The 24,303-nt window shown below is 69.3% G+C and carries 20 protein-coding genes; 8 read left to right on the plus strand and 12 right to left on the minus strand.

What is annotated here, in order from left to right; genetic code table 11:
* Positions 1-80: 80 nt before the first annotated feature.
* Together soxR and OX958_RS19210 are read right to left on the minus strand one after the other, a co-directional pair.
* A complete protein-coding gene (soxR, locus tag OX958_RS19205) occupies positions 81-593 on the minus strand; it encodes a redox-sensitive transcriptional activator SoxR (protein WP_270130243.1) in 513 nt (170 codons plus the stop codon).
* A 21-nt stretch (positions 594-614) separates the two neighbouring features.
* The gene (locus tag OX958_RS19210; protein WP_270130245.1) at positions 615-1,892 is read right to left on the minus strand and encodes an MFS transporter; all 1,278 of its coding nucleotides are present in this window, start codon (positions 1,890-1,892) and stop codon (positions 615-617) included.
* A 70-nt stretch (positions 1,893-1,962) separates the two neighbouring features.
* Here OX958_RS19210 and OX958_RS19215 point away from each other — a divergent pair, with 70 nt between their 5' ends.
* Positions 1,963-2,937, plus strand: coding sequence for a GlxA family transcriptional regulator (locus OX958_RS19215; RefSeq protein ID WP_270130247.1), 975 nt, complete (start codon positions 1,963-1,965; stop codon positions 2,935-2,937).
* Here the strand turns inward: OX958_RS19215 and OX958_RS19220 are convergent.
* On the minus strand, positions 2,934-4,148 hold the full coding sequence (locus OX958_RS19220) for a M24 family metallopeptidase (protein WP_270130249.1): 1,215 nt from the start codon (positions 4,146-4,148) through the stop codon (positions 2,934-2,936). The genes OX958_RS19215 and OX958_RS19220 overlap by 4 nt on opposite strands.
* Positions 4,149-4,170: 22 nt before the next feature.
* On the opposite strand from OX958_RS19220, the gene OX958_RS19225 reads away from it, so the two are divergent.
* Positions 4,171-5,055 carry an SDR family NAD(P)-dependent oxidoreductase gene (locus OX958_RS19225; protein ID WP_270130251.1) on the plus strand — a complete coding sequence of 295 codons (885 nt, stop codon included), beginning with the start codon at positions 4,171-4,173 and terminating at the stop codon, positions 5,053-5,055.
* A gap of 73 nt (positions 5,056-5,128) precedes the next feature.
* Entirely contained in the window at positions 5,129-6,748 is a 1,620-nt protein-coding gene (locus tag OX958_RS19230; protein ID WP_270130253.1) for an AMP-binding protein, read from the plus strand.
* On the opposite strand, the gene OX958_RS19235 is transcribed toward OX958_RS19230, so the two are convergent.
* The 7 genes from OX958_RS19235 to OX958_RS19265 all read right to left on the minus strand — a co-directional run bounded on the left by OX958_RS19235 (position 6,735) and on the right by OX958_RS19265 (position 12,919).
* Entirely contained in the window at positions 6,735-7,928 is a 1,194-nt protein-coding gene (locus OX958_RS19235) for an NAD(P)/FAD-dependent oxidoreductase (protein WP_270130255.1), read from the minus strand. The genes OX958_RS19230 and OX958_RS19235 overlap by 14 nt on opposite strands.
* Before the next feature lie 6 nt (positions 7,929-7,934).
* Positions 7,935-8,129, minus strand: a complete 195-nt coding sequence (locus OX958_RS19240; RefSeq protein ID WP_270130257.1) for a ferredoxin — start codon at positions 8,127-8,129, stop codon at positions 7,935-7,937.
* 13 nt (positions 8,130-8,142) lie between these two features.
* Positions 8,143-9,357, minus strand: coding sequence for a cytochrome P450 (locus tag OX958_RS19245; protein ID WP_270130259.1), 1,215 nt, complete (start codon positions 9,355-9,357; stop codon positions 8,143-8,145).
* A 107-nt stretch (positions 9,358-9,464) separates the two neighbouring features.
* Positions 9,465-10,085 carry a TetR/AcrR family transcriptional regulator gene (locus OX958_RS19250; RefSeq protein WP_270130261.1) on the minus strand — a complete coding sequence of 207 codons (621 nt, stop codon included), beginning with the start codon at positions 10,083-10,085 and terminating at the stop codon, positions 9,465-9,467.
* Positions 10,086-10,099: 14 nt separating this feature from the next.
* Positions 10,100-10,936 (minus strand): citryl-CoA lyase, encoded by an 837-nt coding sequence (locus OX958_RS19255; protein ID WP_270130262.1) that lies wholly within the window; start codon positions 10,934-10,936, stop codon positions 10,100-10,102.
* Positions 10,933-12,135, minus strand: a complete 1,203-nt coding sequence (locus OX958_RS19260) for a CaiB/BaiF CoA transferase family protein (protein WP_270130263.1) — start codon at positions 12,133-12,135, stop codon at positions 10,933-10,935. The genes OX958_RS19255 and OX958_RS19260 overlap by 4 nt, the downstream gene beginning before the upstream one ends.
* Positions 12,125-12,919: an IclR family transcriptional regulator gene (locus OX958_RS19265; protein WP_270130264.1), complete on the minus strand. Its 795-nt coding sequence runs from the start codon at positions 12,917-12,919 to the stop codon at positions 12,125-12,127. The genes OX958_RS19260 and OX958_RS19265 overlap by 11 nt, the downstream gene beginning before the upstream one ends.
* 142 nt (positions 12,920-13,061) lie before the next feature.
* On the opposite strand from OX958_RS19265, the gene OX958_RS19270 reads away from it, so the two are divergent.
* Genes OX958_RS19270 through hrpA form a run of 5 tightly spaced genes read left to right on the plus strand, consistent with a single transcriptional unit; the run spans position 13,062 to position 20,714 of the window.
* Entirely contained in the window at positions 13,062-14,057 is a 996-nt protein-coding gene (locus OX958_RS19270; RefSeq protein ID WP_270130265.1) for a Bug family tripartite tricarboxylate transporter substrate binding protein, read from the plus strand.
* Positions 14,054-14,551 (plus strand): tripartite tricarboxylate transporter TctB family protein, encoded by a 498-nt coding sequence (locus tag OX958_RS19275; protein WP_270130266.1) that lies wholly within the window; start codon positions 14,054-14,056, stop codon positions 14,549-14,551. Before OX958_RS19270 ends, OX958_RS19275 begins: the two co-directional genes overlap by 4 nt.
* Positions 14,548-16,119 (plus strand): tripartite tricarboxylate transporter permease, encoded by a 1,572-nt coding sequence (locus OX958_RS19280; protein ID WP_270130268.1) that lies wholly within the window; start codon positions 14,548-14,550, stop codon positions 16,117-16,119. The genes OX958_RS19275 and OX958_RS19280 overlap by 4 nt, the downstream gene beginning before the upstream one ends.
* A 38-nt stretch (positions 16,120-16,157) precedes the next feature.
* Positions 16,158-16,565 (plus strand): universal stress protein, encoded by a 408-nt coding sequence (locus OX958_RS19285; RefSeq protein ID WP_442913205.1) that lies wholly within the window; start codon positions 16,158-16,160, stop codon positions 16,563-16,565.
* 54 nt (positions 16,566-16,619) lie between these two features.
* Entirely contained in the window at positions 16,620-20,714 is a 4,095-nt protein-coding gene (gene hrpA, locus OX958_RS19290) for an ATP-dependent RNA helicase HrpA (RefSeq protein ID WP_270130270.1), read from the plus strand.
* A gap of 6 nt (positions 20,715-20,720) precedes the next feature.
* Here the strand turns inward: hrpA and OX958_RS19295 are convergent, their stop codons facing one another.
* Together OX958_RS19295 and OX958_RS19300 are read right to left on the minus strand one after the other, a co-directional pair.
* Complete coding sequence (locus OX958_RS19295) at positions 20,721-21,542, minus strand: alpha/beta fold hydrolase (RefSeq protein ID WP_270130272.1); 822 nt, start codon at positions 21,540-21,542, stop codon at positions 20,721-20,723.
* 64 nt (positions 21,543-21,606) lie between these two features.
* Positions 21,607-24,270, minus strand: coding sequence for a discoidin domain-containing protein (locus OX958_RS19300; protein WP_270130274.1), 2,664 nt, complete (start codon positions 24,268-24,270; stop codon positions 21,607-21,609).
* Between the last annotated feature and the right edge of the window lie 33 nt (positions 24,271-24,303).

Consider the following 24,303-nt stretch of genomic DNA (forward strand, 5'->3'; position numbering starts at 1 on the left):
CGCCCCGCACCGGCGACCTGTGGACAACTCACCTGTCCCGGCCCCCGCATCAACCTGCCCCGTCAGCTTTCGCGGGGCAATCAGCGGCAATTACCTGGGTGGCAGGGGTTTCCGGCCGGGTCGAGCAGGCGTTGGGGACCGGGACCCTTGGCGGCCAGGACGTCGTGGAGGTTGGCGAGGCCGCAGCGGTCCAGCGAGAGGCAGCCGCAGCCGACGCAGTCCTTGAAGTCGTCCCGGAGTTGCTCCAACTGCACGATCCGCCGGTCCAGCTCAGCTTGCCAGCACTGCGAGATGTGCTCCCAGTCCTGCCTGGTCGGCGTCCGGTTGCCGGGCAGCAGGGCGAGGATCGCGGCCACTTCGCCGAGCGGGATACCGACCCGCTGCGCGATCCGGATCATCGCCACCCGGCGCAGGGTGTCACGCTTGTACCGGCGCTGGTTGCCCGACGTCCGGCGGCTGACGATCAGCTTCTGCCGCTCGTAGAAGTGCAGCGCGGAGATGGCCACCCCACTCCGTTCGGCCAGTTGCCCCACCGTCAGCTCGCCCGGCTCGATGTCCACGCCCTCGTCCTCCCGCCACTGAACCTCAACCATTGTCGAGGCTAGCGGAGCGGCTCAGACCACGGGGATCCGGCGTCCGATGCAGGCCGACATCAACGCCGCGGCCGCGCAGAGTCCTCCCGCGAGGTACCAGGCCAGGTTGTAGCTGCCCTGCAGATCCCGGATCGCGCCGGCTCCGGTGGCCGCCGCGGCGGCACCGATCTGATGGGAGGCGAAGACCCAGCCGAACACGATCGGCCCGTCCACGCCGAACCATTCCCGGCACAGCGCGACGGTCGGCGGCACGGTCGCCACCCAGTCGAGCCCGTAGAAGATGATGAACACCCACATGCTCGGCTCGGCGGTCGGCCCGAGCAACGACGGCAGCACCAACAGGGACAGCCCGCGCAGCGAGTAGTAGGCGATCAGCAGGTACCGCGGATCCCAGCGGTCCGTCAGCCAGCCCGACAGGATGGTGCCGCCCACGTCGAAGATGCCGACCAGGGCGAGCAGTGACGCGGCAGTGGTCACCGGCATCCCGTGGTCGTGCGCGGCGGTCACGAAGTGCGTACCGATCAACCCGTTCGTCGACGCTCCACAGATCGCGAAGCCACCGGCAAGCATCCAGAACGCCGGCCGGTGCATGGCCGTCCACAGAGCAGTCAGCGCCCGTACGCCGCTGTTCCCGGTCGCCTCGACCCGCTGCCCTGCGGCGCTCCCCTCCGGAGCGCCGTACGCCCGGAGCCCGACGTCGCTCGGGTAGTCGCGCAGGAACAGCAACACCAGCGGCACCACGGCCAGCGCCGCGCCGGCCGCGACCAACGCCGGCACCCGCCACCCGTACGACGTGGCCAGCAGCGCGATCAGCGGAAGGAAAACCAGCTGCCCGGTAGCGCCCGCTGCCGTCAGGATGCCCGTGACCAGCCCGCGACGCTCGAAGAACCAGCGGCCGGTGATGGTCGCGACGAACGTCATCGACATCGAGCCCGTACCGACTCCGACCAGCAACCCCCAGCACAGCAGCAGTTGCCAGGACGAGTCCATGAAGATCGTCAGCCCGCTCCCGAGCGCGATCAGCACCAGCGCGCCACTGACCACCTTGCGCAGGCCGAGCCGGTCCATCAGCGCCGCGGCGAACGGCGAGATCAGGCCGTACAGCAGCAGGTTGATCGAGACGGCGCCCGAGATCGTGGCGTGCGACCAGCCGAACTCCTCGTGCAGCGGGTCGAGCAGCACGCTCGGCACGGAGCGGAAACCGGCGGCGCCGATCAGGGTGATGAAGCCGACCGCGGCGACGGGCCAGGCGCGGTGCAACCGCCGCCGGGCCGTCTTCTGCTCGAGAATTTCTGTCACCAGGCGAGTCTGCGGGAGGTTTCTCCGGCGAACCAGTGGCCAGACCGCCACCATCTGTCAAGATATGGCCATGACTGGTTCCGTCGTTCCGCATCGGGTCGCCGTCCTCGCCCTGGAGCCGGTGGTCGGCTTCGACCTGACCATTCCGCCGACCGTGCTCGGCGAAGCCACCACCGCCGACGGCACCAGGCTGTACGACGTGAAGGTCTGCGGCCTCACGACCGCGCCGATCCGGGCCGGTCTGGGTTTCTCGCTGACCCCCGACCACGGCTCCGAGATCCTCGCCGAGGCGGACACGGTGATCATCCCGGGCACCTACATCTCACAGCCTCGTCACGAAGGCACCCTGCCCGACGACCTGGCCGCGGCGCTGGCGACGATCCGGCCCGGCACCCGGATCGCCTCGATCTGCACCGGCGCGTTCGTGCTCGCGGCAGCCGGCCTGCTCGACGGCAGGCCGGCGACCACGCACTGGCAGCGAGCCGACCTGTTCCGCGCGCTGTATCCAAAGGTCCTGCTCGACGAGGACCTGCTGTTCATCGACGACGGCGACATCATCACGTCGGCCGGGCTCGCGGCCGGCGTCGATCTGTGCCTGCACCTGATTCGCCGGGACTTCGGCAGCGAGGTAGCCAACCGCTCGGCCCGGCACTGTGTCGTCGCGCCCTGGCGGGACGGCGGGCAGTCGCAGTTCATCGAGCGCGTCGTCCCGGACGAAGGCAGCGACGGTACGGCGCCGACCCGCGCCTGGGTGCTGCAGCGGCTGAGCGACGAGATCACTCTCGGCGCGATGGCCGCCCACTCCAAGATGAGCGTGCGGACGTTCAGTCGCCGCTTCAAGGCGGAGACCGGTCAGTCCCCCGGCAACTGGCTGCTGCAGCAGCGCGTCCGGCACGCCTGCCATCTGCTGGAGACGACCGGCCTGTCGGTCGACCGGATCGCCGAAGCAGCCGGCCTCGGCACCGCCGCTTCGCTCCGTCACCACCTGCGCACCGAGGTCGGCATCCCGCCGCTCGCCTACCGCAAGACCTTCCGCGCGGGCTAGACGATCACCAGCTCGTGCGGTCGCCGGTTGAGCGACTCCACGCCGTCGGCCGTGACCACCACGATGTCCTCGATCCGCGCACCCCAGCGACCCGGCTGGTAGATCCCCGGCTCGATGCTGAACGCCATCCCTGGTTCGAGGACCAACTGGTTCCCGCCGACGATGTACGGCTCCTCGTGGACGTCGAGACCGATGCCGTGGCCGGTCCGGTGAATGAAGAACTCGCCGAAACCCGCCGCCGCGATGACCTCGCGAGCAGCCGCGTCGATCGACTCCGCGCTCACTCCCGGCCGGACGGCGTCCACCGCTGCCTGCTGCGCCGACCGCAGCACCTCGTACGTCGCCGCGACGTCGGAGTCCCGCGGCTCACCGACCGCATAGGTCCGGGTCGAGTCCGAGTTGTAGCCCTCGGGGATCGGCCCGCCGATGTCGACCACCACCACGTCCCCCGCCTCGATCACCCGCTCCGACAGCGAGTGATGCGGACTGGCGCCGTTCGGGCCACTGGCGACGATCACGAAGTCCGCCACGGCGTGCCCTTCCTCCACGATGGCTGCCGCGATGTCGGCGCCGACCTCCGCTTCGGTCCGTCCGGCCCACAGCCACTCGCCGACTCGCGCGTGCACGCGGTCGATCGCGGCCCCCGCCGTGCGCAACGCCTCGACCTCGGCCGCGTCCTTGCGCATCCTCAGCTCCCGCACGATCGGCCCGGCGAGCACCTGCTCCACGCCCGGCAGCGCAGCCCGCATCGCGAGCACGTGCAGCGCCGGAGTGAAGTCGCTGACCGCCACGCGACCGGGCTTACCGAGCCGCTCGGCGCTCACGGCGTACGGGTCGTCGCCGTCGACCCAGGTGACCACCTCGATGCCGAGGTCGGCGGTCGGCACGTCGGCGAAACCGGGCGCCTCCAGCTTCGGTACGACGAGCGCGGGCGGCCCGTCGGCGGGGATCACCAGCACGGTGAGGCGCTCGTGCGAACCACCCGCGCGGCCGAGCAGGTACCGCAGGTCGGAGCCTGGTGCGATCAGCAGGCCCGTGCCTGCGGCCGCTTCCCTGGCCCGCGCCAGGCGGGCGCGGAGTACGGCGGAGTCTGTCGGTGGCTGGTGCGAGGATCGGCGAGGCATGGCTCCGACGGTACTGCGCCCGGCGCCGATCGACGACTGGCTGGAGAGCATCGCCAGCAGGCCTACCAGCCGGTAATGTCGAGCCATGGCGACTGGTATGGGATCTGGCATGAGGTCTGGGAAGCGTCCGTTCGGCTGGCCGCTGCTGGTCGCGCTGACCAACGGGCGGTCCAGGATCCCCGACGACCGGCTGGCCTTCGCCGTGCGCGGCAAGGTCGTGCTGGTGACCGGTTCGTCGTTCGGCATCGGCGAGGCGACGGCCAAGCGGCTCGCGCGGGCCGGCGCGACGGTGCTGCTGCTCGCGCGGACGGCCGAGCAACTGGAGATCGTGGCCGGCGAGATCCGGGCCGAAGGCGGCAAGGCGTTCGCCTACCCGGCGAACCTGGCCGATCCGGCGGCGATCGAGACCGTGGTCGCGAAGGTGCTGGCCGAGCACGGGCGCGTCGACGTCCTGGTCAGCAACGCCGGCAAGTCGATCCGGCGCTCGGTCGCGGACTCCTACCAGCGGTTCCACGACATCGAGCGGACCAACGCGGTCAACTATCTCGGCCCGGCCAAGCTCGTCCTCGAACTGCTGCCGTCGATGCGCGAGCGCGGCTCCGGTCACATCGTGAACGTGTCGACCGCCGGAGTACGGACGCCGCCGATGGCGCGCTGGTCGGCGTACCTGGCATCGAAGAGCGCTTTCGACATATGGCTGCGCTGCGTCTCCCAGGAGATCCGTGACGACGGGGTGACCACCTCGACCGTCTACATGGGTCTGGTGCACACCCGGATGAGTTCACCGACCCCGCTGCTGAACAGCCTGCCCGGGCTCAGTCCGGAGCAGGCGGCCGATCAGGTCTGCACCGCGGTGGCGGAGAGACCGCACAACATCACCCCGCCGCTGGTCCGCCCGGCCGATGCCTTGGGCAACCTTCTGCGGGTACCGACCGACCGGTTGCTGGAGCAGTACTACCGGCTGTCGAACCGGCCCCGCAAGGATGACGAGTGAGCTGATGACGCCACTGCGACCGATCCCCCGACCGAGGTCCGGCAGCCTGGCCCGGCCTCGCCCGATCGGGCCGATGCGACCGCCCGAGTGGCTGGTGAACGCCGCCGGTGAGCTCAGCGGGGTGTCGGTCGCCCTGATCAGGTCAGGCGTCTGGCGATCGGCACGGCCTGCCCACCTGGTTCCGATCGAGCGCGCACTGCGGCAGTGGGGGCAGTCGATGGCAGCGCTCGGCGCGATCGCCGCCGTCCGGTTCCCCGATCAGCCCGCGGTGTTCGACGAGCGCGGCACCATCACGTACGGCGAACTCGACCAGCGCTGTTCCCGCCAGGCGGCGGCCTTGCACGCGCGGTACGGGATTGTTGCCGGAAGCAAGGTCGCGGTGCTGTGCCGCAATCACCGGTACTTCCTGGAGGCGACGCTGGCTGCTTCCCGGCTCGGCGCCGACGTGCTGTTCGTCAACACGGAGTTCGCTCCGCCGCAACTCAGGAGTGTGCTGGAGCGTCAGCGACCCGACCTGCTGATCCATGACGAAGAGTTCACCGACGCCTCCGAAGGTCTGCCCGGCGTGGTCGCCTGGCAAGAGACGGCGGCTGATCGAGCGGATGGATCGGCCACGCTGGACCAGTTGGCGCAGAGCCGGGAACCGGAGCCACCGAAGCCCGAGCATCCCGGCCACATCACCATCCTCACCTCCGGCACCACAGGCGCGCCCAAGGCGGCGCCCCGGTCTCCGACCGCGTGGGGACTCGCCGGACTGACCGCGAGCACACTCCACCGGATCGGGCTGCGGGCCGGCGAACCGATGGTCATCTGTCCCCCGCTCTTCCATGGGCTGGGACTGCTGAACTCGATGCTCGCACTCTTCCTCGGCTCGCCGCTGGTGCTGTCCCGCCGGTACGACGCCGGCGCCGTGCTCGCGTCGGTCGACCGGACCAGGGCCGGCGCGATCGTCGCCGTACCGGTGATGCTGCAGCGGATGCTCGACCTCGGTCCGGCCGCGATCGCCGCACCCGACCTGAGCTCAGTGCGGGCCGTCATCTCCGGCGCGTCGGCCTTGGGTCCCGCGCTCGCCGAGCGGTTCGTCGCCCAGTTCGGACCGGTCCTGTGCGACGCCTACGGGTCCAGCGAGATCGGCATCGCGACGATCGCCACCTCCGCCGACCTGCTCGACGCGCCAGGCACCGTCGGGCGGCCCTGCCTCGGCAGTTCGGTCCGGATCCTGGGCGACGACGACCGGCCCGTTGCGGCGGGAGTCACCGGCCGCATCTTCGCGGGCGGCGGACTGGTCTTCGGCGGCTACTCCGACGGCAGCAGCAAGACGGTGGTCGACGGCCGGATGAGTACCGGCGATCTCGGTCACCTCGACGACGACGGCCGTTTGTTCGTCGACGGCCGGGAGGACGACATGATCGTCTCCGGCGGCGAGAACGTGTACCCGGTCGAGGTCGAGGACTGCCTGATGAGCCACCCAGGAGTCGTCGAGGCGGTCGTCGTGGGCGTGCCGGACGAGGAGTTCGGCCAGCGGCTGGTCGGGTACGTCGTACCGGCCGGTGAGGTGACCGAGGACGAGTTGCTCGACCACGTGCGCGCGAACCTCGCGCGGTACAAGACGCCTCGCACGATCGTGCTGCTGGAGGAGCTTCCCCGCAACGCGACCGGGAAGGTCCCCCGCACGAAGCTCAGTGAGAGTTGAGCTCCTGGTGTGCCGCGGAGTTCCACGGGGTCGACCGAACGACGTGTTCGCGCAACAGGCGAGCCTGCCGTGGGAGGTTCCAGGCGAGCGCGCCGACCACCTGCTCGCCGTCGCCGTACAGTGCGGCGAATCGACCTTCGGCCGGATCACCCGCGACGATCCGGAAGTCGAACTCGGCCCCCGAGCGGCCGTAGACCTGGAGCTTCACGTCGTACTGGTCGGTCCAGAAGTAGGGCACCGGCTCGAACGGGACGCCTTGACCCAGCAGGTTCCTGGCCGCGTTGGTCGCCTGCTCGGTGGCGTTCATCCGGTGCTCGAGCCGGCGGCGGCCGATTCCCGGGTGGTGCCAGGACGCGACATCGCCCGCGGCCACGACGCCCGGCGCGGCAACGCAGTACTGATCGCACTCGACGCCGTCACCGATCGGGAGGCCACTGCCCGCCAGCCAGCCGGTGGCGGGGCTGGCTCCCACCGCGACCAGGACGACGTCGGCGGCAACCTGTGAGCCGTCGGCCAACTCGACTCCCTCGACTCGACCGTCGCCTTGCAACGCGGTGACGCCGACACCGCAGCGCACGTCGACGCCATGCCCTTCGTGCAACCGCCTGAGCAACTCTCCCGGCTCCGGACCGAACTGGCGGATCATCGGCGCGGGCAGCGGATCGATCATCGTGACCGTCAAGCCCAGTTCGCGAACCACCGCCGCCACCTCGGCACCGAGGAAGCCGGCACCCACGATCGCGACCGAGCAGGCGGTCTTCAGCTCTTCCCGCAGCCGCAACGTGTCGTCGAGGGTGCGGAGCACGTGAACACCTGCCAGGTGATGGCCGAACGGCAGCCTCCGCGCCGCCGCGCCGGTCGCGATGACGAGTCCGTCGTAGCCGAGGACGCGGCCGTCGGCGAGAGTCACCTCGCGAGCCGGCAGGTCCAGCGCCGTGGCCGCGGTACCGAGGATCCAGGTCGCTCCCAGGCCGGCGAGCAGGGCGTCGGAGCGCAGTACGGTCCGGTCGTCCTCCCAGGTGCCGCGGAGAATCTGCTTCGACAGCGGTGGCCGGTCGTACGGCGCGTGCGGCTCGTCGCCGACGATCGTCAACTCCTCGGTGAAGCCTTCGCGCCGTAGCGCTTCGGCCGCGGTGAGTCCCGCGGCCGAAGCACCGACGACGAGTATCCGGTTCAGCACGCGCGACTACTCCGCCACCGTGATCGCCAGCGCCGGACAGATCCGCGCGGCCTCCCGGGTGCCTTCCTCGGTGCCGGCATCGGCCGGCTGCGCCAGCAGTACGGCGATGCCGTCGTCGTCACGCTGGTCGAACACCTCCGGCGCGGACAGCACACACTGTCCCGAACCGATGCACTTGTCCTGATCGAGAACCACCTTCATCGTGAGACCCCTTTCACCAGGTGACCGGCAGCGCGTGCACGCCGTAGATGGACATGTCGTGTTTGAACGGCACCTGGTCGAGCGGCACCGCCAGCGCGAGGGTCGGGATGCGCCGGTAGAGGGTGCGGTAGACGACCTGCAGCTCGACCCGGGCAAGTGGTTGCCCAAGGCACTGATGTACGCCGTACCCGAAGGCGACGTGGTGCCGGGCCGACCGGTGGATGTCGAGCTTGTCCGGCTCCGGGAAGGCCTCCTCGTCGCGGTTGGCGATCTCGGTCGCGACGATCACGCCCTCGCCCTTGCGGATCAGCTGCCCGCCCACCTCCAGGTCCGCCAGGGCGACCCGGCGGCGGCCGTTGTGCACGATGGTCAGGTAGCGCAGCAGTTCCTCGACGGCGTGCGCCACCACCTTCGGGTCGTCGGCGGCGCGGAGCGCGTCGAGCTGATCGGGGTGTTCCAGCAGCGCGACCGTGCCGAGCGCGATCATGTTGGCGGTCGTCTCGTGGCCGGCGATCAGCAGCAACAGGGCCATGTCGACGACGTCGTCGATCGTCATCCGGCCCGGACGCAACTGCTCGACGATCAGCCGGCTCAGCAGATCGTCGGCGGGCCCCTCGTTCTTGCGGTTCACCAGGTCCCGCAGGTAGTCCCGCAGTTCCTGGCTCGCGGCCTGCGACTGCTCGGCCGTGTTCTCACGCCGGAGCAGCAGCTTGCCCAGGCGGTGGAAGAGCGCGCGGTCGTCGTACGGGACGCCGAGCAGTTCGCAGATCACCAGTGACGGCAACGGCAGGGCGAGCGCCTCGACCAGGTCGACCGGCTTCGGGCCGGCCAGGATGTCGTCGATCAGGCCGTCGGTGAGCTGCTGGATCCGTGGCCGCATCGCCTCCACCCGCTTGATCATGAAGTCCGCGGTGACGAGGCGGCGCTGGGCGGCGTGCTCGGGATCGTCACGGACGATGAACGCGGTGAACTGGCCCCGGTTGCGCGACTGCGCCTCGGTGCTGAACGGGAAGCCGTCGTTGCGCGGGTCGGAGCTGATCCTCGGGTCGGCGAGCACCTGGCGGGAGTGGTCGTACCGGGTCACCAGCCACGGCGTACTGCCGTCCCAGAGCGTCGTCCGCGACAGCGGCTCCTCGGCCTGCAGGCGATCCAGCTCGGGCGGCGGATCGAACGGGCACCTGCCGCGGGTCATCGGATAGGCGGGTGCTGCTTCCACAAGCTCGGACATCGCGGCTCCCCAGAGTTACCGAACGAATGTTTTCTTACTGAACAAACGTTAGGTAACTCGGCATCGTGCCACCACAGAGTGAGATTCAAGTCACAATTGGTGAGGAGTCAGGCGAAGACGAGCGAGACGAGATCGTCGAGGAAGTCCTCGCTCGGGTGGGCCGGCTGGACGCCGTCCAGCAGCGCTGCCCGGCCGTAGACGCTGACGAAGACCAGCGACGCGGCCCGGCGACTGGGCAGGCGCAGGACGTGTCCCGCGTCGGCACAGCGTTCGAAGGCGGTGATCAGACTGGTGAAAACCTCCACCAGCGGGCCGCTCACCGGACGCTCGCCGCTGATCGCCCGGCGGGTGGCCTTGCCGAACAACAGCCGGTAGTGCCCTGGCTTGGCGTCGGCGAAGTCACGATGCGCGTGGACCTGGGCCCGCAGCCGGCCCATCACGTCACCGGGTTCCAGGCTTTCGTCGGCCGCGGCCATCGCCTTCACCAGCAGGCCGAACTCGTAGTCGACCAGACCCTCGATCAGCGCGGCCCGGTCGGCGAAGTGCTGGTAGATGCTGGCCGGGGCGATCCCCACCTCGCGGGCGACGCCGCGAATGGTCAGGCCATCCTCGCCGCCCAGCTCCGACAGCAGCCGGCCGGCGCCCTCCAGGATCTCGAAGCGGAGCCGGTCGCCCTCGCCCCAGCGGTTGCGGACCCGCTGCTCGGTGATGGTCTCGTCGTCCGGCATTGCGTCATTCTGCCTCAGGGATGGCCGTCCGTCGGTGAGGTGTGCGGCACGCTTCGCGGCGGCGTACCGGTGTAGGTGGCGGGGATGCTCTTCGGCAACGGGCCCTTGATGCGGGTCGGTTCGAGCTGCTGCTCGCGAGCATGGGCGAGCAGGCCGACGGATCGCGAGAGGACGAAGAGACCGCGAGCCAGCTCGGGTGCCAGGCCCAGTTCGGCGTAGATGGTCGCGGTGGCGCCGTCGATGTTCATCGGGATCGGCCTGGAGCCTTCGGCCAGCACCGATTCGAGGGCCAGCGCGACCTCCAGGTAGTGGCCCTCGACGACGCCGTCGCGCGCGGCACGCTCGACGGCATGCATCAACGGGTCGCGGCGCGGATCGAGTGGGTGGAAGCGGTGGCCGAAGCCGGGCAGGAAGGTCCCCCGATCCTTGTACGCCGCAACCAGCGCGCGCGCCGCCGTGGTCGGCGACTCCCCTTGGTCGACCGCCGTCTTGAGCTCCTGCAGGATCCCCATGCACTGCTGACCGGCGCCGCCGTGGACATCGCCCAGCAGGTTCACGCCGGTCGCCATCGCGTTGTTGAGAGCCAGACCGCAGGACACGGCCATCCTGGCCGCGGCGATCGACGGCGCCTGCGGTCCGTGGTCGACGGCAGCGACCAGGGTCAGTTCGAGCAGCCTGGCTTCGTCTTCGGAAGGCAGCTCACCGCGCACCATCAGCCAGATCATCTGCGGGAAGCTGACAGCACCGATCAGTTCCTCGATCGGGTAGCCGCGCAGGCGGATCTCCCCGGGCTCGATGTCGGTGATCGACGTTGCCCACCAGTCCGCCGCTTCCTGGGCCCTGTCGCTCATACCGCTCCCTGCTCGTGAAGGCCGCTGATCTCCTCGCTGCTGTAGCCGAGCTCAGCGAGAATTTCGTCCGTGTGCTCACCCAACCCCGGCGGCCGCTTCCCCGGCCCGACCGACGCGCCGTCCACCTGAACGCTGCTGCCCAGAACTCGCAGCGAACGTGTCCCTCCGGGCAGGTCGACCTCGTGCAGCAACTCGCGGACCGAGATCTGCTCCAGCGACAACGCCTCCGCCACGGTCAGCACCGGCGCGACCGGTACGCCGCTTCCTGCCAGCAGCTCGTCCCACTCCGCGGCAGAGCGCTCTCTGAGCGTCTTCTCCAGCTCCGCCTTGAGAGCCGTCCGATTTTGCTTGCGTGAGTCGCGAGTGGTGAACCGGGGGTCCTCGATCAGTTCCGGGCGGCCGAGCGCGGCGCACAGTTCGACGTACTGCTCCTGCTTGTTGGCGGCGATGTTCAGCGCGCCGGCCGCCGTCTCGAACGTGCCCGACGGCGCCGACGTGACGTTTTCGTTGCCCATGGCCCGCGGTTCTCGGCCGCCGATCACCAGGTCGGAGACCACCCAGCCCATCGCCGCGATCGCGGTCTCCAGCATCGACACGTCGAGGAAGCTGCCGGCCCCGGTCCGGGCGCGCTTGACCAGCGCCGCCGAGATGGCGAACGCCGCCGCGTAGCCACCCAGTGTGTCGGCGACCGGGAACCCCGTCCGGGTCGGCGCGGTCTCCGGCGTACCTGTCACGCTCATGATCCCGGACAGTCCCTGAATGATTTGGTCATACGCCGGCCGCCCACGCATCGGCCCGGTCTGGCCGAATCCCGACACGGCGCAGTACACCAGTGCGGGATTGAGCTCCTGCAGAGTGGCCCAGGAGAAGCCCAGCCGCTCGAGTACGCCGGGCCTGAAGTTCTCCAGCAGCACATCGGCGTCGCGCACCAGCCGCTCGAAGACCTCCTTGCCGGCCGGCGACTTCAGGTCCAGCGTCAGAGAGCGCTTCCCGGCGTTCTGCGCCAGAAACGAAACGCCCAGGCCGGCCTGGCTCAGCTCAGGATCGGCCCCGAGATTGCGGGCCAGGTCGCCGGACCCCGGCACCTCCACCTTGACCACCTCGGCCCCCATCAACGCGAGCTGGTATCCCGCGAACGGTCCGGCCAGCACGTTCGTGAGATCCAGTACTCGCACGCCGTCGAGCAGGTCAGGATGCACTGAAACCGCTCCAGCCACTCGCGCTCACGGTGGCGGCGCAGCGGCGTACGGCAGCGACGTATCCCGGGAGGCGCTCGTCGTTGAAGCGGGTCGTCGGCCCGCCGACCCCCACCGCGGCGACCACCCGCCCGTCGGAGCGGAGTACCGGGGCGGAGATACCTGATGCCCCGAGTTCGCGCTCTCCGTGAGTCACGGCGTACCCACGCTCGCCGGCCCGTATTGCGGCAAGGCGAAGCTGCTTGGGGCTGAACTCCTTCGACCCGGCCTCACCCTGCGGATACTCAGCGGCCACAGCCTCGATCACCGAAGGGTCCGCCGCCAGCAGCGGCGGGTCGCTCAGCAACACCCGCGACGCCGCACCGCCCCACAACGGCAGCGCGGAGCCGACCGCGATCGTGTGCCGAACGCTCAACGTCCCTTGAGCCTGCGCGAGACACACCCGAGTCCGCCCGACCCTGATGTAGAGGTTGGCCGTCTCGCCGGTCTCGGTCGCCAGCCGGTTCAGAGCCGCCCGTACCGCCGGCGGAACCTCCATGCCGGCGCTGCTCAAGCGGGACCAGCGCAGAAAGCCGGGCCCGATCGCGTAACGACCCGGCCCTGTCGAGGCAACCAGTCCGCGCTGCTCCAGGGTCGTCACCAGCCGCAGCACGGTCGTCTTCGGCAGACCGCTCGCTGCCGTCAGCTCGGCCAGCGTCCAGAGCGGATGCTCGTCGTCGAAGCGCTCCAGCAGATCCAGCGCCCGGTGCACGCTTCGCACCCCGGGCAGCTCCCCGTCACCGTCCATCCGGCACCCCTTCCGCTGCGGCGCGCCTGCACTGCGCACGCCTTCCCGACGATAACCCGCCGATCCGCAGAACGGAATCTCTGTACCTCCTGATGGAATGCTGCTAGTTTCCGGTCAGGCCTGTTCCCGAGGAGGTACCCACATGCCGCGATCCGTGATCGTTGCCGCCGGGGTGAGCGTCAGCCTGCTGCTCAGCGGTTGTTCGGCCCTGGAGGGCGGCAGCGTCGCCGGCGACTTCCCGTCCCGCAACGTCGAGATCATGGTCCCCGCCGCCCCCGGTGGTGGCTGGGACCTGACCGCTCGCCAGCTCCAGCACGTGATCCAGGAGGACGACTTCCTTCCCGGCCGATCGGTCTCGGTGGTCAACGTGACCGGCGCCGGCGGTGCCGTCGGCATCTCGAAGCTGGTCACCAAGAACCGCAAGGATCCGCACACGCTGATGATCACCGGCCTGGTGATGGTCGGCGCGCTGACCCTGAACCAGTCGAAGATCACCATCTCCGACACCACCCCGATCGCGACCATCACCGCCGAGCAGGAGGTGCTCGTGGTGAAGGCGGACTCGCCGCTGAAGTCCCTCGACGACCTGGTCGAGAAGTACCGCGCGGACCCGAGTTCGGTCAGCTGGGGCGGCGGCACCATCGGCGGCACCGACCACATCACCGCGGGCACCCTGGTGAAGACCGCGGGCGCCGACCCGTCGAAGGTCAAGTACATCTCGTACTCCGGTGGCGGCGAGGCGACGGCCGCGATCCTGTCCGGCGACGTCACGGTCGGCATCTCCGGCCTGAGTGAGTTCGAGGAGCAGATCGCGGCCGGCAAGATGCGCGTGCTGGCCACCTCGGGCACCGACCCGATGACCGTCGGCGGCAAGCAGCTGCCGACGATGAAGTCCGAGGGGTACGACGCCGAAGTACTGAACTGGCGCGCGATCGTGGCTCCACCCGACATTCCCGAGGCGGATCGCCAACGCCTGATCGACTTCGTCCAGAAGACCAACGACTCCCCCGAATGGGCCGAGATCCGCAAGAAGCAGGGCTGGACCGACTTCTTCCGGACCGGCGACGACGCGAAGAAGTTCATCGCCGACGAGACCACCCGAGTCGAGGCACTGCTGAAAGAACTGGGGATCGTGTGAGCACGACAGAGGAACCGGTGAAGGTGTCGGACGCCGAGGTCGAGGCGTCGCGGCCGGTGCGGATCATCGCGGCCGTGGTGCTGGTCGTCCTGAGCGCGACGTTCCTGGTGGGCGTCTTCGACATCCGCAGTCCCAAAGGGCTCGATCCGGCGGGACCGCGGTTCTTCCCGCTGCTCGTCACGGTCGCGTGGCTCCTGCTGTCGATCGGCTACCTGGTCGAAGGACTGCGCTCGCCGCGGACCGCGAACAAGGGTGACCGGAGCTGGTTCGAGCCGCTGGCCGTGTCGGCGCTGCTGGTCCTCTACGCCTTCCTCGTCGTGCCGCTCGGCTACATGATCGCCACCGCGCTGCTGTTCTTCTGCGCGGCCCGCGTGCTCGGCAGCCGGCAGGTGGTGCGGGACGCGATCGTCGCCGTGGTGATCTCCGTACTGGTCTACATCGCGTTCACCCAGTTCCTCGACATCTCGCTGCCCGAGGGGGTGCTGGGACTGTGATCTCACTGGCCGTCTTCGGCGACCTGCTGCACGGGTTCGGCACGGTGCTGCACCCGATGAACCTGCTCTGGGCCGTGCTCGGCGTCACCCTCGGCATGCTGGTCGGCATCCTGCCCGGTATCGGCCCGGCGCTGACGATCGCGCTGCTGCTGCCGATCACCTTCAACTTCTCCGACCCGATCGGCGCCTTCATCATGTTCGCCGGCATCTACTACGGCGCCATGTACGGCGGGTCCACCACCTCGATCCTGATCAACACCCCCGGCGAGTCGGCCTCGGTGGCGACCGCGATCGAGGGCCACAAGATGGCGCTCAAGGGCCGGGCCCGGGCCGCCCTCGCGACCGCGGCGATCGGCTCCTTCATCGCCGGCACCATCTCGACCGTGCTGCTGACCTTCGTCGCCAAGCCGATCGGCAACCTGGCCGGCGAGTTCCAGTCGACCGACTACTTCGCGATCACCCTGCTGGCGATGGTCGCGGTGACCGCGCTGGTCGGCCACTCGCTGATCCGTGGGCTGCTGTCGCTGACGGTCGGTCTGTTCATCGGGCTGATCGGGCTGGACAGTCTGTCGGGCGCCCAGCGCTACACCTTCGGCACCCTGCGGCTGCTGGACGGCGTCGACGTGGTGATCGTCATCGTCGGTCTGTTCGCGATCGGCGAGACGTTGCACGTGGCATCGAAGTTGCGCAGTACGCCGGACCGGCCGGCGGTGCTGGAGAAGGGCCGGCTACGCACCGGGTACCTGAGCAAGAACGACTGGAAGCGCTCGTGGGCACCCTGGCTCCGAGGTACGGCGCTCGGCTTCCCGTTCGGGGCGATCCCGTCGGGCGGAGCCGAGGTACCGACCTTCCTGAGCTACACGATCGAGCGGCGGCGCGCGAAGAAGGCAGGCCGCAAGCATCCCGACGAGTTCGGCGACGGCGCGATCGAGGGGGTCGCCGGCCCGGAGGCGGCCAACAACGCGTCGTTCTCCGGCGTCCTGGTGCCGCTGCTCACCCTCGGCCTGCCGACCTCGGCGACCGCCGCGGTGATGCTGGCCGCGTTCCAGATCTTCAACGTGCAGCCCGGCCCGCAGCTGTTCGAGGACCAGGGCACCCTGGTCTGGACGCTGATCGCCTCGCTCTACGTCGGCAACCTGATCCTGCTGATCATGAACCTGCCGCTGATCGCGATCTGGGTGCAGGTGCTGAAGGTGCCGCGGCCGCTGCTGTACGCCGGCATCCTGGTCTTCGCCTGCCTCGGCGTCTACTCGCTGTCCGGCTCGGGGTACGAGGTCCTGATGGCGCTGCTGATCGGCGTCGCCGGATTCTTCATGCGCAAACTCGACTTCCCGATCGCGCCGGTCATCCTCGGCGTCATCCTCGGTCCCACCATGGAGGAGCAGTTCCGCCGCTCGCTGGTGATCTCCAACGGCGACGCGAGCGTGTTCTTCACCCGGCCGCTCAGCCTGGTCATCATCATCCTGACCGTGCTGGCCCTGTTCGTGCCGTACCTGCCGCGGATCGTCGCCCGGCTCCGTGGCCGGGAAGCCACCCGCGACCGGCTCACCTTCGGTGAGGACGACTGATGAGTTCGGTGACCGGCGGTGATGAGAGAGTGGGCCCCGTGAAGATCCTGGTGGGCTACGTACCGACGCCCGAAGGCGAGGCCGCTCTCGAAGCCGCCGCCGCCGAAGCCGAGCTGCGCGGCGCCGCCGTCCTGCTGCTCAACACGAGCCGCGGCGACGCCTACATCGACTCCCGCTACGCGAACCAGGCCGAGCTCGACGCGGCCGAGGCCCGGCTGCGGGAGCGCGGCGTCGAGGTGACGATCCAGCAGGCGGTCGGCACCGGCGACGTGGCCGCCGAACTCCTCAAGGCGGCCGAGGCCAACGACGTCACGCTGATCGTCCTCGGCCTCCGCCGCCGCAGCCCGGTCGGCAAGCTCATCCTCGGCAGCACCGCCCAGCGCGTGCTGCTCGAATCCCCCGTTCCGGTGCTCGCCGTCAAGGTCGCCGGCTCCCGCGACGACTGACTTTTCGTAAATCGGGATGAGCGGCTGGAGCCGGCCGCCTAAACTGGTTCCGACATGCCTGAAGCCCGGACCGAATCGCAGAGTCCCACCCCAGCTACCGGTCCTTCCCAGGATCCCGGTCGGCCCCGCCGTCCTCGCCGCCGCCGCAAGAAGCCCGCGGGCGGTTCTGCCGTCGGCACCGGCGACACCGCACCACCGGAGAGCGGTGAGTCGCGCGCCGGAAGTGGTGGGAGTGAGGTTGCGGCGCTGGCGGCCCGGCTGGAAGGGCTGATCGGTGTCGACCGGGATCAACTCGGTCGGCGGCTGGAGCGGTTGCGCGGACTGCGGGAAGACGGCAAGCGGGAGAACGCGCTCTCCGACATCACCGCGCGGATCGAGCAGGCCGAGCAGCGGGTGGAGCAGCGGCGGCTCGGCGTACCGGAGATCAGGTATCCCGAGGAGCTGCCGGTCAGTCAGCTCAAGGACGAGATCGCGGCGATGATCCGGGACCATCAGGTGGTGGTGATCGCGGGTGAGACCGGGTCCGGCAAGACCACCCAGATCCCCAAGATCTGCCTGGAACTGGGCCGCGGCGTCCGCGGCATGATCGGGCACACCCAGCCCCGGCGGCTGGCCGCGCGGACGGTGGCCGAGCGGATCGCGGAGGAGCTGGACACCGAGCTCGGCGACGCCATCGGGTACGCCGTCCGCTTCACCGACAAGGTCAGCGACCGCTCTCTGGTGAAGCTGATGACCGACGGCATCCTGCTGGCCGAGCTGCAGCGCGACCGGGAGCTGAGCCGCTACGACACCCTCATCATCGACGAGGCACACGAGCGCAGCCTCAACATCGACTTCATCCTCGGCTACCTCAAGCAACTGCTGCCCCGGCGTCCCGACCTCAAGGTGATCATCACCTCGGCGACCATCGACCCGGAGCGGTTCGCCGAGCACTTCGCCGACGCCGCCGGCCGGCCCGCGCCGATCGTCGAGGTCTCCGGCCGCACCTATCCGGTCGAGACCCGCTACCGCCCGATCAACGATCCGGACGACCCGAGCACGATCGACCGGGACCAGACCCAGGCGATCCTGGACGCGGTCGACGAGCTGGCCGGCGAGGCACCGGGCGACGTGCTGGTCTTCCTCAGCGGCGAGCGGGAGATCCGCGACACCGCCGACGCGCTGGCCGACCACAACCTGCGCAACACCGAGATCCTGCCGCTCTACGCCCGGCTGTCGAACGCCGAGCAGCACCGTGTCTTCCAGTCGCACGGGTCCAGCCGGCGGATCGTGCTCGCCACCAACGTCGCCGAGACCTCGCTGACCGTGCCCGGCATCAAGTACGTGATCGATCCCGGCACCGCCCGGATCAGCCGCTACTCGCACCGCACCAAGGTGCAGCACCTGCCGATCGAGCCGGTTTCGCAGGCCAGCGCCAACCAGCGCATGGGCCGCTGCGGCCGGACCAGCGACGGCATCTGCATCCGGCTGTACTCCGAGGAGCACTTCGACAGCCGCCCGGAGTTCACCGACCCCGAGATCCTGCGCACCAACCTGGCCTCCGTCATCCTGCAGATGACCGCGATCGGCCTCGGCGACATCGCCGCGTTCCCGTTCATCGACGAACCCGACCGGCGCAGCATCACCGACGGCCTGCAACTGCTGACCGAACTCGGCGCGATCGACTCGGCCAAGGCGGCCGAGCGCACCCGGCAGCTGACCCCGGTCGGCCGGCAGCTGGCGCAGATCCCGCTCGACCCGCGGCTGGCCCGGATGATCGTCGAGGCGGGCAAGCACGGCTGCGTCCGCGAGGTGATGGTGATCGCCTCCGCGCTGTCGATCCAGGACCCGCGCGAGCGCCCGACCGACGCCGAGGCCCAGGCCACCCAGGCGCACGCGCGGTTCCGCGACCCGACCTCCGACTTCCTCGGCTTCCTCAACCTGTGGAACTACCTCAAGAAGCAGCAGAAGGAGCTGTCCGGCAACCAGTTCCGCCGGATGTGCAAGAGCGAGTACCTCAACTACCTCCGCGTCCGCGAGTGGCAGGACATCTTCGCGCAGCTGCGCCAGGTCGCCACCCAGATCGGCGTCACGCTCAACTCCGGTGAGGCCGCCGATCCGCAGGCCGTGCACGTCTCGCTGATGTCCGGTCTGCTGTCCCACCTCGGGCTCAAGGATCCCGCCAACCAGCACCAGTACATCGGTGCCCGCGGCGCCAAGTTCGCGATCTTCCCCGGCTCGGCCCTGTTCAAGAAGCCACCGCAGTTCGTGATGGCCGCCGAGCTGGTCGAGACCTCGCGGCTGTGGGCCCGGGTCAACGCCAGGATCGAGCCGGAGTGGGCCGAGGACCTGGCCCAGCACCTGGTCAAGCGCTCCTACTCCGAACCGCACTGGGAACGCAAGGCCGGTGCGGTGATGGCCTACGAGAAGGTCACCCTGTACGGCGTACCGATCGTTGCCCACCGCAAGATCAACTACGGCGCGGTGGACCCGGAGGTGTCGCGCGAGCTGTTCATCCGGCACGCGCTGGTCGAGGGCGACTGGGACACCCACCACAAGTTCTTCCACGAGAACCGCAAGCTGATCGAGGAGGTCGAGGAGCTGGAGGAACGCACCCGGCGCCGCGACCTGCTGGTCGACGACGAGACGCTGTTCGCCTTCTACGACGAGCGGATCGGCGCCGAGGTGGTCACCGGCCGGCACTTCGACACCTGGTGGAAGACGGCCCGGCAGCGCGACCACGACCTGCTCGACTTCGAGCGGTCGCTGGTGGTTCGCGAAGGCGCCGAGGTCAAGGAGGAGGAGTTCCCGCTCACCTGGTCGCAGAACGGGATGACCTTCGACCTGACCTACGCCTTCGAGCCCGGCACGGACGCCGACGGCGTCACCGTGCACCTGCCGCTGCTGGTCCTCAACCAGGTCGGCGCGGACGGTTTCGAGTGGAGCGTGCCGGGGTTCCGGGAGGAACTCGTCACCACCTTGATCAAGTCGTTGCCGAAGGCGATCCGCCGCAACATCGTGCCGGCCCCCGACCACGCCCGGCAGATCCTCCCCCAGCTCGACCCGGCCTCGGGTCCGCTGGTCGAGGCGATGGCGCGCGAGCTGCGGCAGTTGCGCGACGTGATCATCGACGAGGACGACTGGGACTGGTCGCGGGTGCCGGAGCACCTGCGGATGACCTTCCGGGTGGTCGACGACCACGGCAAGACGGTGGCCGAGGGCAAGGATCTCGCGGCGCTGAAGGAGCGGCTCAAGCCGAAGACGAAGGCCGCGATCTCCCAGGTCGCCTCGAAGGCGGTCAGCGGGCTGGAGAAGAGCGGCCTGACCGACTGGACCTTCGGCGACCTGCCACGTAGCTTCTCCGAGCACCGCAACGGACTCACCGTGGCCGGCTATCCGGCCCTGGTGGACGACGGCAAGAGCGTCGCCATCCGGCTGCAGGAGACCGAGCGCGACCAGGCCGCCGCGATGTGGACCGGCACCCGCCGGTTGCTGCTGCTCACCATGCCGTCGGTGATCGACGTGGTCCAGCGGCACCTGACCAACCAGCAGAAGATGACGCTGCTGGCAGGCCCGCACCGCAGTGTCGGCGACCTGCTGGACGACGCGATCTCGGCCGCCGTCGACCAGTTGATGGCGGCGGCCGGCGGCCCGGTCTGGAATCTCACCGCCTTCTCGTTCCTTCGCGACGCCGTCCGGTCCGACCTCGCCGACACCGTGCTGACGATCCTCCAGCAGGTCGAGCAGGTGCTGGCGAACGCGCGAACGGTCGACAAGCTGATCTCCCGCTCCTCCAGCCCGGCCCTGCTCGCGGCGCTGTCCGACGTCCGGGGGCAACTGGAGGGGCTGGTCCATCGCGGCTTCATCACCGAGGCCGGAGCCCAACGGCTGCCCGATCTCGCCCGCTACCTGCGCGGGATCGAACAGCGGCTGGACAAGATCGGCGCCAACGCGATGCGCGACCGCTCCGGGATGGCGATCGTGCAGACGCTGACCGACGAGTACCAGAAGCGCCTACGCGCCGTACCGACCGGGAAGTACCCGAGTCCGGAACTCCTCGAGGTCCGGTGGATGCTCGAGGAACTCCGGATCAGCCTGTTCGCGCAGACGCTCGGCACGCCGTACCCGGTCTCCGACAAGCGGATCCGGAAGGCGCTCACCACCGCCTAGTGCGGCTCAGGCCTCGGGCATCGGCGCGTCGAGGAAGGTCAGCACGACGTCCTGGACCAGGTTGGTGCGGGCCAGGCCGTTGAAGTGGGTGGTGCCCGGGAAGACCGCGAGCTGCGAGGCGGGCACGCCCACGAAGTCGCCGTTGACGTCACCGCCGCGCAACTGCAGGAACTTGACCATGTGGTCGAGCTTGAACATGTCGCAGTCGCCGACCGTGATCAGGGTCGGCGCGGCGATGCCGCGGATGTCGTCGTCGGACCAGACGGTGGCCGCGGCGTCGAAGCCGCCGATCTTGTCGAGCAGGACCTGCAGGTGCTCCAGATCCGGGTGCGGCGATTTGGCCAGGTACTCCGCTTCCATCGGCGTACCGGCGATCATCTCGACCTTGAAGTCCGCCATCGCGCCGTCGTTCTCCTCCCGGTTGCCCTCGGGGGCGAACGAGACCGAGGAGAAGACCGCCTTGCGGACCAGCTCGGGATTGCGGATCGCCAGCTCGACGGCCACTGCGCCACCGATGCTGAAGCCGAAGACGTCGACCTGCTCGAGGCCGAGGTGCTCGAGCAGCCCGACCACGTCGGAGGCCAGGGCGGCAGTACCGAGCGGCCGGTCGATGTCGTTCGTCCGGCCGTGGCCCTGGAAGTCGGTCGCGATCACCTGCCGGTTCTCCGACAGCGCCGGCAGCAGCGGGCCGAACTGCAGGTCGATGTTGAACAACCCGCCGTGCAGCAGCAACAGCGGCGTACCGCCCTCGCCGTGGATCTCGTAGTACATCTGCAGGCCGTTCACCGGGGCGTAGCCGGTCTGCGGTGCGGCGGTCTGGTCGGTCACAGCTTTCGTCTCCCCTTGGTCGGATGCCCCCTGAGTATCAGATTCAGGGGGCACCCGACTCAGGTCAGGGGTAGTTCACCACGTAGCGCTGCTGGGTGGCCGTGTTGGCCGCCCCGCCGGTGTTGTTGATGACGTTGGCGATCGTGCCGACGCCACCGAGAGAAACCGACACCAGGCTGTGGAAGCGCACTCCTGGCGTGTCGGGCACCTCGAAGCCCCGGTCGGCCACGATCGACGGGTTCGTCTGGAAGAACGAGTAGGCGCCGACGCCCCAGGCCTCATGACTGGTGACACTGTTCGCGACCTTGTACGCCGCCCAGCCGCGGGTCCCGCCACCGCTGGACCAGGAAGCCTGGTCGGGCACGTCGTACGGCATTTCGTTCTGATAGAAGTACGTCCTGCCGCCGTTGCCGTTCCAGATCGTCTGGTACTTCTGGTAGTGCTCGACGAACAGGCCGTACATCGTCACGTCGGTGCCGTTGACGACCAGGCCGGTGTCCGCGGTGTTGAGGTTCCAGGCGACCTGGTCACCGTGGTCCGCGCGCCACAGCCACAGGTGGTCGCCGATCACGTTGTTGCTGTTGACCTGCAGGCTGACCGTGGCCCGGCCCAGGTGTACGCCGCCGCCGACGCGGACGAACACGTCGTGCAGCGAGGTGGGGTTGGCCGCGTGGTTGGCGGCCGACCCGGCCGGACCGACCTCGACCAGGACCGGCGAGTTCACCGGGCCGGCGTCGATCAGCAGACCGGCGAGCTTGACGCCGTCCACGTCCGCGACCTGGATCACCGACTTGCCGGTGTCCGGGGTCAGGGTGGCCATGCCGATGCCGAGCACGACGGTGTTCGGCCTGGTCACCTTGATGGTGTCGTTGAGGTGGTAGATGCCGGGCGTGAAGAGCAGGTGCTTGCCCTGGTCGAGCGCGGCGTTGATGGTCGCGACCGGAGTGCTGGGCTTGGCGACCAGGAACTGGCTCAGCGAGATCGACGAGCCGGCTGCCGGGCCGTTGGACCAGCTGGTACCGGAGGTGTTCTGCCGCAACGCCGGGACGAAGACGTTGTAGCTGCCGGCGCCGTCGACGTACAGGAAGGGCTTCTCGCGGATCTGCGGGGTGCTGCCGACGACCGTGTGGGACGGGTTCGGGAAGTTGTTCGCCGGTGCGCCCTTGGTGCCGACGAAGACCATGTTCCAGACCGAGCCGGCCCAGCTGCCGAACTCGGAGTTCCGCGACAGCCACTGCTGCTGCGAACCCGACACGACCCGGCCGTCGATCTTGGTGTCGGCGAACAGGCCGCCGCTGGCCCATCCGTCGCCACCGCTCCAGAGCTGGATCTCGGGTGCGCCCTTGAGGTGCATCCGCCGGTACGGCGCCGCCTGCGCGACCGCCCAGCGCTCGATCTGGCCGTTCGGAGGTGTGACGGCCAGGTTCTCGGCGGAGCGCCAGAAGTTCTGGGTGGCGTTCTGCTTGTTGTCGGGGTTGTCACCCTGCTGCAGCCAGTCCGCCTCGACCCGGACGTGACCGTTGATGTTGACGTCGTCCGGCGAGAGGCCGAGACCGGCCACCTGGGTGTTGAAGCCGAGGTTCACGTCGGCGGTGTAGGTGCCGGGCTTGAACAGCAGCGCGTTGCGCTCGGTGCCGAACTGGTTGGTGTGCTGCACTGCCGCGACCTGGTCGAGCCGCGCCTGCATCTGCGCCTGCGGGGTGGCGGGGGTGAAGACGTCGACGTTCGGGCCGAGGTCGGGGTTCATCGGGTCGGTCGGCGGAATCACCGGGCCGGTTCCTCCATCGGTGGTGTGGACGGCGAGCTCCCACAGCGAGTACCCGTACCCCGTGCCGCGCTGGGTTCCGTTGACCCGGAGGTAGCGGCCGGTGCCGGTCACCTCGAGGGACTGGTTGCCGCCGGTGCCTGTCGTCGTGGTGTAGATCGTGCTCCAGGGCCCGCCCGCGTTGGCGGAGGTCTGGAGCTGGAAAGCCTTGCCGTACGCCGCTTCCCAGTTCAGGCCGACCTTGCAGATCGTCTGGCTGGTGCCCAGATCGACCTGGATCCACTGCGGATCAGCCGCGGCGCTGGACCAGCGGGTGCCCGGGTTGCCGTCGACCGCTGCCGACGCCGGCGTACCGCCGTTCTCCGTACTCGATGCGGTGGCGGTCTTGCCCTGTGCGGCGTTGGTGGTGCTGCAAGCGGCCGGACCGTCGTCCGTTCCGCCGTACACCTGGAACTCCCAGAGCGAGTAGCCGAAGCCGGTACCGCGCTCGGTACCGAGCAGTCGGACGTAGCGGCCGCTCCCGGTCACGTTGATCGTCTGGTTGCCGCCGGTACCGGTGGTGGTCGTGTGGATGGTGGTCCAGGGGCCGCCTGCGTTGGCGGAGACCTGCAGCTGGAAGGACTTCGCGTACGCCGCTTCCCAGTTGAGCACCACCTGACTGATCGCCGAGGTCGCCCCCAGGTCGACCTGGAGCCACTGCGGATCTGCGAACGCACTGGCCCACCGGGTGGCGGGGTTGCCGTCGACGGCCCCCGAGGCGGGCGTGCCGCCGTTCTCGGCAGTGGAACTGGTGGCCGTCTTGCCCTGCGACAGCAGCGTGACGGCAGTCTGAGCTCTGCCGCTCGCTTGGGCGCTGTCGTGCGGGGTCACCAAGGAGGTGGCGATGAGCAGCGCGGCCGACAGCAACAGCACCGGGCGCCAAAGGAGTGCCGGAGAGCGCGCTCCGGCTCGGGATCTGAACATGGGGGAACCAATCAGGAAGGGACGGGCGGGTGT

This window comes from Kribbella sp. CA-293567, from assembly GCF_027627575.1.
Lineage (GTDB): Bacteria > Actinomycetota > Actinomycetes > Propionibacteriales > Kribbellaceae > Kribbella.